Source organism: Streptosporangium sp. NPDC000509 (assembly GCF_042898365.1).
GTDB lineage: Bacteria > Actinomycetota > Actinomycetes > Streptosporangiales > Streptosporangiaceae > Streptosporangium.
This window is the reverse complement of record NZ_JBIAYX010000008.1, coordinates 1-12,683: the sequence shown is the minus strand read 5'-3', so window position 1 is coordinate 12,683 and position 12,683 is coordinate 1. Positions and strand designations below refer to the sequence as shown.

General features: G+C 69.3%; 9 protein-coding genes and 2 rRNA genes. 4 read left to right on the top strand and 7 right to left on the bottom strand.

From position 1 onward, the window contains the following. Window positions 1–21 precede the first annotated feature (21 nt). The 5 genes from ACFY3D_RS16000 to ACFY3D_RS15980 all read right to left on the bottom strand — a co-directional run bounded on the left by ACFY3D_RS16000 (window position 22) and on the right by ACFY3D_RS15980 (window position 7,529). The gene (locus ACFY3D_RS16000) at window positions 22–1,257 is read right to left on the bottom strand and encodes a saccharopine dehydrogenase family protein (protein ID WP_389980081.1); all 1,236 of its coding nucleotides are present in this window, start codon (window positions 1,255–1,257) and stop codon (window positions 22–24) included. Between the two features lie 198 nt (window positions 1,258–1,455). Next, window positions 1,456–2,694 carry an ABC transporter substrate-binding protein gene (locus ACFY3D_RS15995; RefSeq protein ID WP_389980078.1) on the bottom strand — a complete coding sequence of 413 codons (1,239 nt, stop codon included), beginning with the start codon at window positions 2,692–2,694 and terminating at the stop codon, window positions 1,456–1,458. Window positions 2,695–2,845: 151 nt separating this feature from the next. Next, on the bottom strand, window positions 2,846–4,351 hold the full coding sequence (locus tag ACFY3D_RS15990) for a CoA-acylating methylmalonate-semialdehyde dehydrogenase (protein ID WP_389980075.1): 1,506 nt from the start codon (window positions 4,349–4,351) through the stop codon (window positions 2,846–2,848). Further along, window positions 4,348–5,646: an aspartate aminotransferase family protein gene (locus ACFY3D_RS15985; RefSeq protein ID WP_350944816.1), complete on the bottom strand. Its 1,299-nt coding sequence runs from the start codon at window positions 5,644–5,646 to the stop codon at window positions 4,348–4,350. Before ACFY3D_RS15985 ends, ACFY3D_RS15990 begins: the two co-directional genes overlap by 4 nt. 371 nt (window positions 5,647–6,017) lie before the next feature. Then, window positions 6,018–7,529 carry an MFS transporter gene (locus tag ACFY3D_RS15980; RefSeq protein WP_389980072.1) on the bottom strand — a complete coding sequence of 504 codons (1,512 nt, stop codon included), beginning with the start codon at window positions 7,527–7,529 and terminating at the stop codon, window positions 6,018–6,020. A 54-nt stretch (window positions 7,530–7,583) separates the two neighbouring features. Here ACFY3D_RS15980 and ACFY3D_RS15975 point away from each other — a divergent pair, with 54 nt between their 5' ends. The 4 genes from ACFY3D_RS15975 (at window position 7,584) to ACFY3D_RS15960 (ending at window position 12,205) form a co-directional block, all read left to right on the top strand. Next, window positions 7,584–8,378: a TetR/AcrR family transcriptional regulator gene (locus ACFY3D_RS15975; RefSeq protein WP_389980069.1), complete on the top strand. Its 795-nt coding sequence runs from the start codon at window positions 7,584–7,586 to the stop codon at window positions 8,376–8,378. Window positions 8,379–8,573: 195 nt separating this feature from the next. Then, window positions 8,574–10,199, top strand: a complete 1,626-nt coding sequence (locus ACFY3D_RS15970; protein WP_389980066.1) for a PucR family transcriptional regulator — start codon at window positions 8,574–8,576, stop codon at window positions 10,197–10,199. A gap of 9 nt (window positions 10,200–10,208) precedes the next feature. Further along, on the top strand, window positions 10,209–10,604 hold the full coding sequence (locus tag ACFY3D_RS15965) for a cupin domain-containing protein (RefSeq protein ID WP_350944822.1): 396 nt from the start codon (window positions 10,209–10,211) through the stop codon (window positions 10,602–10,604). 134 nt (window positions 10,605–10,738) lie between these two features. Then, complete coding sequence (locus ACFY3D_RS15960; RefSeq protein WP_362898756.1) at window positions 10,739–12,205, top strand: phosphodiester glycosidase family protein; 1,467 nt, start codon at window positions 10,739–10,741, stop codon at window positions 12,203–12,205. 140 nt (window positions 12,206–12,345) lie between these two features. Here the strand turns inward: ACFY3D_RS15960 and rrf are convergent. Further along, window positions 12,346–12,462, bottom strand: a 5S ribosomal RNA gene (gene rrf, locus ACFY3D_RS15955). Window positions 12,463–12,594: 132 nt separating this feature from the next. Further along, window positions 12,595–12,683, bottom strand: a 23S ribosomal RNA gene (locus tag ACFY3D_RS15950); the annotation flags it as partial.

The following is a 12,683-nucleotide window of genomic DNA, read 5'->3' as shown; positions in this document are numbered from 1 at the left end:
AGGAGACGGCGGGGAGGGCCCTCAGGCGGACAGGAGCGTCTCGGCGCTCTCGGCGCTCTCGTCGCGCATGCCCCACGGCGAGCCGTAGGCGTTGAGCAACTCCAGGAAGGGCACGGCGTCGAACGCCTCGGGGCCGAGCACGCCACTGCCCGACCAGGCACCGGTGGCCAGCAGCTCCAGGGCGACCACCGGGTGCACGGCCGTCTGCCAGACCACGGCCTGGCAGCCGTACTCCCGCATCGACCACTCGTTGTCGACCACGTGGTAGAGATACACTTCGCGCGGCCGGCCGTCCTTGCCCACACCCTTCACCCAGGTCCCGGCGCAGGTCTTGCCGCGCATCCGGTCGCCGAGGGTGGCCGGGTCGGGCAGGCTGGCCGCGACCACGTCGCGCGGCGAGGCCTCGACTCCCCCCACCTTGATCTTGTCCGCGTTGTCCAGGCCGAGCTTGTGCAGGGTCTTCAGGACCCCGATGAACTCCTCACCCAGGCCGTACTTGAACGTCACCCGCTTGGCGTCGATGTAGCGGGGCACGAGGAGCACCTCCTCGTGCTCGACGTTGACGCACTCGACCGGCCCGATCCCCTCGGGGAAGTCGAACACCTCGGGCTCGCTGAACGGCTCGGTGGTGTGCCAGCCGCCGTTCTCCCAGATCACCGGCGGGTTGAGGCACTCCTCGATCGTCGTCCAGATGGAGAACGTCGGCGCGAAGTCGTAACCGTCGACCACCAGGTTGGAGCCGTCGCGGATGCCGATCTCCTCGATGCTCCGGAACAGGTGCTCGGCGGCGTAGCGCGCGAACACGTCGGCGAGCCCCGGCTCCACCCCCATCCCCACCAGCGCCAGGCCGCCCTTCCGCCGCCAGGCCTCGGCGAGGGCGAACTGCTCGTCGCCGAGTTTCACCCCGGTCAGCTCGTACGGCCTGCGCGGGTGCGGTCGCGACAACGACATCGCCATGTCGAGGTAGTGCGCCCCGGCGTTGAGCGCCGCCTCGAACAGGGACATGGTGAAGCGGGGGTCCACGGCGTTGAAGAGCACGTCGCAGCGATGCTCGGCGAGGGCGGCCTCGACCGCCGCCCGGTCGGAGGCGTCCAGTCCGATGGCACTGAAGCGCGGGTCCGCGATCCTGGCCACGACAGCGGCGGCCCGGTCCTGTTGGGAGTCGGCGACCACGATGTGTTCGAAGAAATCTCGGCGTGCGGCGATCGGCACGACGGCGGAACCGACGCCGCCCGCTCCAACAAGAAGGATTCTCATGGCGACCAGACTACCCACTGACTGGTCAACCAGTCGATATCGAGACCATGATTTTCCCACCGAATCCATCGTCAAACACGATCACGACAACGAAAAGCGCGGCCAAACGCGAGATATGCGGGCATAGCTGGAGACGAGTGTCACGAGGAGGGAAGGACGGGCCCGCGGCCCTTCACGCTCGGACCGGCGGGAAACCGATCACTTCAGGAGCTGCTTCCAGCGCTCCGCCCACTCGGTGTAATCGGTGCATTCCCCACCACGACCCCCGCAATCGCGCGTCGGGCGGGTGGCGAAGACGACATCGCGCAGCCGCCGGCTGTCTCGCACGTGGTAGATCTCGCACATCCGGCGGGCGTGACCGCCACACGCCTCCGGATTGGCCGGGGCCAGCCCGGTCCAGGCCGCGGCGGGGCGCTGCGCCGACGCCGAACTCACCCAGTTCAGCCACCGGTAGCCGCAGTTGGGGCTGGCGGGCTTCGCCGCGAGCATCCACGAGTCGACCCACCCGGTCATCGGCACCCCCTCCAGCGCCTTCATCGGCCGGCCCGCGCGCCGGAAGAGGTCCAGGTGGTACGGGAGGGCCTGGGCGATCCGCACCGGTCCCGCCGACAGGGCCCTGACCAGGTCGAGTGAGCCGTCCCAGTAAACCCGGCCGGGACCCTCGCCCTCGGCGAGGAGCCTCAGGGCGGCGTCGAGCTGCGCGGAAGTGAGCTGGAACGGATCCTCGGTCTTCGACCCGGGACGCCTCCCGCCGAGGGCGAGCGCGGCGTCGGCGATGCTCAGCGGGCTGTTCCTGATCGCCGCGGAGGACGTCCCGTAGAGCGCCGACGGCCCTTCGGGCCTGCCCTCCTCGTAGAGGACCCGGTTGACCCCCCACAGGTAGGGGATGCCGTAGACCTTGCCGTCCTCGCGCAGGCCGGGCAGCTCGCGCAGCCGCCTGGGGATCCGCCGGTAGTCGTCGACCAACGCCGTCTCCAGCGGCGCCACCTTCCCCTGCGCCACCAGCAGCCCCGCCAGGTCGGGGGCGGGTGAGACGGCGTCGTAGGCGCCGGTGGCGAACCTGACGGCCATCTCCTCGCTCGTACGGACCCGGTCGAGCTTGACGACGCAGCCGCTCTCCCGCTCGAAGGGCGTGAGCCAGTTGACCTGCGAACTGGTCCCGCCGTACTCGACGTACCCCTGGAAGGTGAGCACCCGCAGCGTGCCCTCGCCCTCGCCGATGGACGGCGAAGGCGTCGGGCTCGGAGTGGCCGCACGGGTCGCGGCGGTGGGCGTCGCGGAGGGGGTGACGGGTGTCGCGGAGGACGAGGGGCCGCGCATCGGCCTCGCCGTGGTCGTGGCCCCCGCCTGGGCGCAGGCGGCGAGCGCGAGCACGCCCACTCCGAGCAGCGCTCCCAGCCGCGCCAGGCGAAGCCTGTCCCTGCCCACGAGGCCCACGAGGTCTCCTCCCGACATCGCCACCGACCTGCCCGGGAGCCTACCGGCCCGCGCCCGTCCCGGGTGTCCGCATGTCGCACCGAGAAAGGGGCGGAAAAAGACGCGAGGCCCGCGCCCCGGCAGGAGGGGCGCGGGCCTCGCGGGTCGGAGGCTACCCGTTGGTCGGGAAGCCGAGGTTGACGCCACCGTGGCTCGGGTCGAGCCATCGGGAGGTGACGACCTTGCCCCGGGTGTAGAAGTGCACGCCCTCGGCCCCGTGGACGTGGGTGTCCCCGAAGAGCGATGCCTTCCAGCCGCCGAAGCTGTAGAAGGCCATCGGCACCGGGATCGGCACATTGATGCCGATCATGCCGACCTCCACCTCGTTCTGGAAACGCCGGGCCGCGCCCCCGTCGTTGGTGAAGATCGCGGTGCCGTTGCCGAACTCACCACCGTTGATCAGCTCCAGGCCCTCCTCGTACGAGGAGACGCGGACGATCGACAGGACCGGACCGAAGATCTCCTCCCGGTGGACCCGGGAGCCGGCGGCCACGTGGTCGAGAACCGTGGGGCCGAGCCAGAATCCGGCCGTGTCCTGGGCGGCACCGCCCCCGAGGACGGGGGTCAGGCGGCCGTCCACGACGAGCTTGGCGCCTTCGGAAACGCCCAGGTCGAGGTAGGAGACGACCTTGTCGCGGTGGGCCCCGGTGACGAGAGGTCCCATCTGGGAGGACGGGTCGTCACCGGGACCGACGGTGAGCGCGGAGACCCGAGAGACGATCTTGTCGACCAGCTCGTCCCCGACCGGGTCCACGGCGAGCACGATGGAGATCGCCATGCAACGCTCCCCCGCCGAGCCGAAACCGGCCGACACCGCCGCGTCGGCGACGAGGTCGAGGTCGGCGTCGGGCAGGACGAGCATGTGGTTCTTGGCGCCGCCGAGCGCCTGGACCCGCTTGCCGTGGGAGGTGCCGGTCTCGTAGACGTACCTCGCGATGGGCGTGGACCCGACGAACGAGACCGCGCGCACGTCCGGGTGCTCCAGCAGCCGGTCCACCGCCACCTTGTCGCCCTGGACGACGTTGAAGACGCCGTCGGGCAGCCCGGCCTCCTTCCACAGCGCGGCCATCAGCAGCGACGCCGAGGGGTCCTTCTCCGACGGCTTGAGGACGAAGGCGTTGCCCGCGGCGATCGCGATCGGGAACATCCACATCGGCACCATCGCCGGGAAGTTGAACGGGGTGATCCCGGCCACGACGCCCAGCGGCTGCCGGATCGAGTAGGAGTCGACCCGGGTGGAGACGCCCTCGGAGAAACCGCCCTTGAGCAGGTGCGGGATGCCACAGGCGAACTCCACGACCTCCAGGCCCCTCGCGACCTCGCCCAGCGCGTCGGAGTGGACCTTGCCGTGCTCCTCGGAGATGAGGCGGGCCAGCTCGTCGCGGTTGGCGTACATCAGCTCCCTGAAGCGGAACAGCACCTGCGAGCGCTTGACCAGCGAGGCGTCCCGCCAGGCGGGCCAGGCCTCGACGGCGGCGGCCACGGCCGCGTCCACCTCGCCCACGGACGCGAGGTGGACGCGGCCCGCGACCTCCCCTGTCGCGGGGTCGAAGATCTCCGAAGTACGGTCGGAGCCTTCGACGGGGCCTCCGCCGATCCAGTGGGTGACGTTCTTCACGAGACGACCTCGGCGTTGATGGTTTCGAGCGCGCTGACGATGATCCCGAGGCCGTCCGCGGCCTCGTCGAGGGAGAGGGTGAGCGGCGGGGCCATCCGGAGCACGTTGCCCTTCAGGCCGCCCTTGCCCGCGAGCAGGCCGGACTTCCTGGTCTCCTCCATGAACCGGGTGGCGAGGGCCGGCGAGGGTTCGCCGGTCGCCGGGTCGACCAGCTCGACGGCGAACATCAGGCCCTTGCCACGGACGTCGCCGACGATCGGCAGCCTCGGCGCCGCCGCACGGAGCCCGTCGATGATCAGGGCACCGGTCCTCGCGGCGTTCGCCTGCAGGTCGTGGTCGAGGACGTAGTCCAGGGTGGCGTTGGCGGCGGCCATGGAGATCGGGTTGCCGCCGAAGGTGGCCAGTCCCACGGCGTGGAGGTTGTCCATCAGGTCGCCGCGGGCGACGACGCCGCCGACCGCGAAGCCGTTGCCCAGCCCCTTGGCGAAGGTCATCATGTCGGGCGTGACGCCGTGGTTCTGGATGCCGAAGAAGGCCGAGCCGGTGCGCCCCCAGCCGGTCTGCACCTCGTCGGAGATGAACAGGATGCCCTCGGCGTCGAGGACCTCCTGGTAGGCGGCGAACAGCCCGTCGGGAGGCATGGTGAAACCGCCCACCCCCTGGATCGGCTCGGCGATCAGCGCCGCCACGTCGCCGGCGACGGCGGTGGAGAGCACGTGGCGCAGGTCGTCGACGCACGCCGCGATGTAGTCGGCGTCGGACAGGCCGCGGAACCGGGTGAGATGCCGGTCGGCGCCGTGCAGGAAGTGCACGTTCAGCGGTGACAGCGAGTTGTTCTTCCACGCGCGGTTGCTCGTGACGCTGACCGCTCCGAAGGAGCGGCCGTGGTAGCTCTGCCGCATGGCGAACACCTGGTCGGACTTACGCGCGTAGGTCGCCAGCAGCAGGGCGGTCTCGTTCGCCTCGGTGCCGGAGTTGGTGAAGAAGACCTTCGCGTCCGGGATGCCGGAGAGCCTCGCGATCTTCTCGGCCAGCTCCACCTGACCGCGCAGCAGGTAGACCGTGGAGGTGTGCACCACACCGGTGGCGATCTGCCGCTCGACGGCCTCGCGCACCTCGGGCACGTCGTACCCGATCATGTTGGTCAGGATGCCCGCGAAGAAGTCGAGATAGCTCTTGCCCGACGCGTCGACGACGCGGTTTCCCTTGCCCGAGACGATCTCGATGGGCTCGTCGTAGTAAAGGGCCAGCCAGTTGGGCATTACCGCGCGATGGCGCGCAAGGAGGTCCGACATACATCGAGTATCGCCTCTCGGGGCCATCGCTCATACCTACAATATGTCGGCATATCGCCACCAAACCCTGCACACTGTCAGGCTCCGTCCGTGAGGATCACCCTCACCGGGGCAGCGGGGCCGCGCGGGGCGCTGAAGGGCATCGAAGGCGGTCGTCCGCTCCGCCGGGAAAAGGTCCCCGACGCGGTCGTGCGGCACGGGGAGCCCGTGCGGCTCACATCCCACGGCGCCCTCGCATCCCGCGGCGGAGCCCGTTCGGCTCGCGTCCCACGCCGGAGCGCGGGCGACCTGAGCCCCGTCCCGACCCCCGGCGGCTCGCGCCGTCCTTGGCGTGGCGCGAGTCGCACGGGGCCGACGGCCTGGACGACCTCTCAGCTCCCCGCCTTCGCCAGTCCCTCCTCCGTACCGGCCCCGGACACGGGCGCGGGGCGCAGCACCAGGAACGCCAGCGTGGCGGCGGCGAGGGTGAAGCCGACCCCCACCCAGGAGCCGAACGACATGGCCGAGACGAACGCCTCGCGCGCGGTCTCGATCACTCCCCCGTCCCCCAGTCGCAGCGCCTCGCCGATCGACTCGCGCGCGGCGGCCGGGGCGTCGTCGGGCATCGACGCGGTGTAGACCCCGGCCAGCACGCTGCCGAGCACGGCGACGCTCAGCGCCATGCCGACCTGCTGGACGGTGTCGTTGAGCGCCGACCCGACACCGGCGTGCGCGGGCGGTACCGCCCCCATCAGCGTCGCGTAGGCCGCGGGTCCCGCCAGACCCCCGCCGACCCCCATCAGCATGAGACCGGTGATCAGCAGGCCGTACCCGGTGTCGGCGGTCATGACGGCGAGCACCCCGAACCCACCGGCCATCACGGCGAGGCCGACGGCTACCAGCATCCGGTTGCTGACCTTCTGCCCCAGCGCGGCGCCGACCCCGTTGAACACCGCGGCGGCCACGGCGTACGGCAGCAGCGCGAGACCGGCGCGCATCGGACTGTAGCCCAGCACGAACTGCAGGTACTGGGTGAGCATCAGCAGCAGCGCTCCCGTGCCGAACGACATCAGCACGATCGAGAACGACGCCCCGCTGAAGTTCCGGTCGCGGAACAACTCCAGCGGAAGCATCGGGTGCTCCGTTCTGAGCTCCCAGATCACGAACGCCCCCAGCGCCGCCACCGCCAGCCCTGCGGCGACCAGCGACTCCGCCGAGGTCCAGCCCGCGGTCGGCGCGGAGATGACCACGTAGACGAGGGCGCTCATGCCGGTCGTGGACAGCACGACACCGACCGGGTCGAGCCTTCTCGCCGGACCGCGCGACTCGGGCATCAGCAGCGCCGCGGCGATCACGGCGACGATCGCGACCGGCACGTTGAGCAGGAAGATCGATCCCCACCAGTAGTGTTCGAGCAGGAAGCCGCCCAGCGTGGGACCGGCGATCACGCCGACCATCGCCACCGCGCTCCACGCGGCGATCGCCTTGCGGCGTTCCTCGTCGTCGAAGACGGTGATCAGGATCGACAGGGTGCTCGGCATGAGGATGGAGCCGCCGACGCCCATGAGCGCGCGGGCGCCGATCAGGTGCCAGGGCTCGGTGACCAGCACGGCGAGCAGCGAGGCGCCGCCGAACAGCACCAGACCGATGATCAGGAAGCGCTTGCGACCGTAACGGTCCGACAGGCTGCCGGAGGTGAGCAGCAGCCCGGCGAAGACCAGGACATAGGCATCGATGATCCACTGGATGTCGGCCGGGCTCGCCCCCAGATCGACCATGAGGGCGGGGATCGCCAGGTTCAGGACGGTGTTGTCCACCACGAGGACAAGCAGGCTCAGACAGAGCACTCCGAGGATCCACCAGCGCCTCGGATCACGTTCGACTCGTACAGCGTTCGATTCCACTCGCACACCGTACGATAAGCTCGAACAGCGTGCCACCAGATTTATGCTTGAGGAGTGGAACAGCAATTCAGCTCCGTCTGGACCCGCGAGCGGCGCACCGCGAAGAGTCCCACCCTCAGCCGCACGCAGATCGTGCGCACGGCGATGGAGCTGCTCGACGCCGAAGGGCTGGACGCGCTGAGCATGCGCCGCCTGGGCGCCAAGCTCGGCTCGGGGACGACCAGCGTCTACTGGCACGTGGCGAACAAGGACGAGTTGCTTGAGCTGGTCCTCGACGAGGTCTACGGCGAGTTCGACATTCCGGACGTCCGGGAGACCACCTGGCGCAACGCCGCCTCCTCCTTCGCGTACTCCATCCGCCAGGCGCTCTTCACACACCCCTGGGTCATCAGCTACATCGGGACGACCCCCGCCATCGGCCCCAACGCGATGCGGATGATGAGCCGGCTCGTCGCCACCTTCGACCACGCCGGGTTCCGCGGCCTCGACCAGGACCACGCCGCCTCGACGCTTCTGGCGTACGTGCTCGGGGTCACCGCGCCCGAAATCTCCTGGCGGGCGATGACCGCCAAGGCCGGCCTCGACTCCAACGAACTGAACGAGGCCCTGCAGCCCGTGGTGGAGAAGGCGGCGGCCGACTACCCCGAGCTGGCCGCCCGCTACGCCGAGTACCGGTGCATGGACGTCGACTCCGCCAGGGCGCTCAACTTCGAGTTCGGCCTGACCTGCCTCCTCGACGGACTGGAGGCCCACCTGAACCGCGCCACCCCACCTCTGGCACCTCTGGCGCCGCGGAGCCGCTCGGCACCCGGCGCGGACATCGAAGAAACCGGGGAGTCGCGCCGGTAGGAACGCAAGAGCGGGTGAGGGGCGGCGATGGAGTAAGGGCCGCCGCGGCGCGGGTCTTCGATCCTTGGACCGCCCCCACGGGAGCCGAGCGGTGACCGTGCTCGCGGGGGAAAGCAGGTGGCGGGGAGGGTGGGGCAAACAGGCTGTAAAGCGTGACCCTCTCGCGCTTACATGCTGATCGGATATTCTCGACAGGTGCTCCCTACCGTCGCCGACGTCCTCGCCCTGGACACCGTCCGTCGGGGCAATCCACGGGTCGTGGCGGGGGCCGACCGGCTGGACAGCCGGGTGCGCTGGGTGCACGTGGGCGAGGTGACCGACATCGCGCACCTGCTGCGCGGAGGCGAGCTCGTGCTCACCACCGGCATCGCCCTGCCCGACGATCCCCGCAAGCTCGCCGACTACATCGCCGAGCTCGTCGCCGTGGGCGCCTCGGGACTGATCGTGGAACTGGGCCGCAAGTTCGTCGGGGAGCTGCCCGGCGCCGTGGTCCGCGCCGCCGAGGAGCACGGCCTGCCTCTGGTCACCCTGGCCAGGGAGACACCGTTCGTGCAGATCACCGAGTCGGTGCACGCCCGGATCATCGACATCCAGCTGGAGGAGCTCCGCGCCTCCGAGCAACTGCACGAGGTCTTCACCGAGCTGTCGGTCGAGGGCGCCTCTCCGGCGGATGTCCTGGGCCAGGTGACGAGGCTGTCCGGGCGCCCCGCATTGCTGGAGAACCTCGCCCACCAGGTGCTGGCCTGCGAGACCGCCGGCCGCGACACCGGCTCCCTGCTCGCGGGCTGGGAGACCCGCTCCCGCGCGGTCGCGCCCGACCTGCGCACCGCCTACGATGCCGCCTCCGGCTGGCTGGTCACCATGGTCGGCGCACGCGGCCAGGACTGGGGCCGCCTGATCATCCTCTGCGACACGGAGCCAGGGCCGCGCGACATCGTGCTCGCCGAGCGCGCCGCGACCACCCTCGCCCTGGGCCGCCTGCTGGAGCGCCACCAGGAGTCACTGGAACGTCAGGCGCACGGCACGATCATCACCGGAATCCTCACCCACGCGTACGCCGACCCCGAGGAGGCCGCGGCACGCGCCCGCGCGGTCGGTGTGTCACTCACCGGACGCAAGCTCATCAGCGTGGTGCTCCGCCTTGCCGAGACCGCGGACAAGCCGCTGGAGGGCCAGGAGCAGCTCATCCAACTCGGCGAGCTGGCGGACGCGGCCGCCGCCGCCTGCCGCGAGGCCCGCCTTCCCGCCCTCGTCGGCGCCCTGGACCAGAATCGGGTCGGTGTCCTGCTCCCCCTTCCGCCGCGCGTCCTCCCCGAGGCCGCGCTGACCACGCTCGCCGATCACCTGCGCGCGGCCTTCACCGTCCCCTTCGTCCTCGCCGCCGGCTCCCTGGTCGAGTCGATCCGCGACGTACGGAGAAGTTTCCTGGAGGCCGAGCAGGTCTCCGACGTGGCCGTCAGACACCCCGACGGCCGCGCCTTCTACCGGCTGCCCGACCTTCGCCTGAGAGGACTGCTCCATCTTCTGCGCGACGACGCCCGGCTGCAGACCTTCGCGGAGCGCGAGCTCGGACCGCTGCTCGCCCACGACGCCCAGCGCGGCGGCGACCTCACCGGGATCCTGCGGGTCTATCTCGACTCGGGTCGCAACAAGGCCGTCGCCGCCCAGAGAGCCCATCTGTCCAGACCCGCCTTCTACGACCGTCTCCGCAGGTTGGAGCGCGTCCTCGACACCGATCTGGACGATGTCGAATCCTGTCTCTCACTCCACGTCGCCCTCCTGGCTCTGGAGTCCTTCCGGAGAGACAGTCCCCGTTCCTGAAAGGTCCCCATGCCCGAGATCTTCGTTCCCGAGACCGCCGATCTGACCCGGATGGTCGCCGCCGCCGGGGCGTTCTCCGTCCCCACCGACGACGTACGGCTGTCACCGGAAGAGCTGGAGCCCCACCAGATCCTGGCGGGTTCTCCGCGCGTCTCGTCGATCGAGTTGTGGTCCTCACCGGACGGCAGGCAGAGCCGAGGCATCTGGGAGATCACACCGGGCACGGTCGTCGATGTGGAACGTGACGAGATGTTCGTGGTCCTGTCCGGCCGCGCCACACTGGAAGTCGACGGCGGCGCCACCCTGGAACTCGTGCCCGGATCGGTCTGCCTGCTCGCCGAGGGTGCCAAGACCGTCTGGATCGTCCACGAGACGCTGCGCAAGGTGTACCACTGCGTGGGCTGACGGGATCAGGTACGCGGAACCTCCAGCGTGAGCAACAACACTTTCTTGGGATGTTTCACCTGTTTGCCTCCCCTTGACCCGTAGATCTCGGCACGATGGTTCACGAAATCGGAGACCAACGGGGAGAGATGCACATGTCGCGACACCTTGTCGCCGGATTGATGACCCTGACACTCACCGCCGTGGCGGTTCCCGCCGAGGCGAAACAGGCGAGTGTCGGGTTTCCCTCCTCCGCGTTCCCGCTGGGTGTGAGCATGGCGCCGGTGAAGCAGCAGCAGAGCGTGGCACCGGGAATTACCCTTTTTAGTGTGAAACACGGCAAATCCACCCAAGGGTGGACAGTTTCCGCTCTTATGCCCAACGGGCATGACGCCGGTTCCCTGGTCACCGCACAGACGGTGGCCCAGGCGATGGAGGACGCCGGATTCGCCCCTGAAATTCTGAGAATCGTGCAGCCCGCCGCCTCGGACGCTCCCGCCGTGGAGCGTTACATGGTGAGGACCGGCCTGTGGTCGTTCGGCCAGCGAGCCAAGGCCGACAAGGTCGTGAAGGAGCTCAAGGCAGCCGGTGTCCGGGCCAAGACCGACTATCTCGGCGACGACGGCACAGACACCACCGGTCCCTGGGACATGCGCGTGCTGATGGTCAACCCGAAGCTGTTCAAGGGATCCTTCAAGACGAGCGTCGGCAAGAGCGTGGCCAAGCGCGAGAGCACCAGCTCGATGTCGAAGCTGGCCGGCGCCATCGCCGGGGTCAACGGCGGCTTCTTCAACATCCACACGGCCAAGGCGCTCCAGGGCGACCCGGTCGGTGTGTCCGTCGTGGGCGGCAGGCTCCTCAGCGAGGCCGTGCCGGGCCGCAGCGGTCTCGTCATCACCCAGGGCCGCAAGGCGCGGATCACCGAGCTGAAGACCACGGTCACCGCGATCTCCTCCGACGGGACGAAGGCCGAGATCAACGGCATCAACCGGGCCGCCGGGGCCGAGGAGCTCGTCCTCTACACCGAGGAGTTCGGCGGCAAGACAGCAGCCGACGGCGGCATCGAGGTCGTCGTCAACGCCGCCGACGGCAGGGTCATCAAGGTCCGTCAGGCCGGCGGCATCGTCGCCCGGGGCACCTACCTGCTCCACGGCACCGGCCTGGCGGCCGTCTGGCTCCAGGAGCACGGGCAGGGAACCTGGATGAAGGTGGACGGGAAGGTCATCGACCTGCGCACGCAGCGGGCCATACCACTCACCCCGGAGACACACATCATGGGCGGCGGGGTCGGGCTGGTCAGGAACGGCCGGGTGCGCATCACCGCGGCGGCCGACGGGCACGCCTCGATCAACATGATGCTCCGGCGTCACCCGCGCACGATGGTCGGCGTCGACAAGTCGGGCGGGCTCATCCTGGCCACGGTCGACGGACGCAACCCCGGAGTCAGCGTGGGCGCCTCGATGGTGGAGGCCGCCCAGCTGATGCGGTGGCTGGGAGCCAAGCAGGCCATCAACTTCGACGGTGGCGGCTCCAGTGTGATGGTCGTCAACCACAAGCCCGTGAACCGGCCTTCGGACGGCGCGGAGCGAACCGTGGGTGACGGTCTCTTCATCACCCCCTGACGGGAAACAGCGGTGTGACGGAGAAGCCCCGGTCCTGGAAGGCCGGGGCTTCTCCGTCACCGGGATCTGTTGAAAGGAAAAGACCCTGGGAAGCACGAAAGGGCCCCCACCAAACGGCGGGAGCCCTCTCATGAAAGATTGTCCGGCGGTGACCTACTCTCCCACACCGTCCCCGGTGCAGTACCATCGGCGCTGAAGAGCTTAACTTCCGGGTTCGGAATGTAACCGGGTGTTTCCCCTTCGCCATAACCGCCGTAACCCTATGAAACACACAAACACCGTTTGCTGTCTCAGAATTGCCTAGTGGACGCGAGCACAATCCCTGGCCTGGCGCTGCTCCGGACCCGGCGAAGGGACAGAGCGCTGCAACAGACCAAGCACATTGCTTTGTGGTCAAGTCCTCGGCCTATTAGTACTGGTCAGCTCCACACATTACTGCGCTTCCACTTCCAGCCTATCAACCCGGTCGTCTACCGGG

Bases quoted from the DNA above. Each gene is read 5' to 3' on its own strand.
- ACFY3D_RS16000 (WP_389980081.1), bottom strand. From the start codon at position 1,257: ATGAGAATCCTTCTTGTTGGAGCGGGCGGCGTCGGTTCCGCCGTCGTG.
- ACFY3D_RS15985 (WP_350944816.1), bottom strand. From the start codon at position 5,646: ATGTCGGACCTCCTTGCGCGCCATCGCGCGGTAATGCCCAACTGGCTG.
- ACFY3D_RS15965 (WP_350944822.1), top strand. From the start codon at position 10,209: ATGCCCGAGATCTTCGTTCCCGAGACCGCCGATCTGACCCGGATGGTC.
- ACFY3D_RS15960 (WP_362898756.1), top strand. From the start codon at position 10,739: ATGTCGCGACACCTTGTCGCCGGATTGATGACCCTGACACTCACCGCC.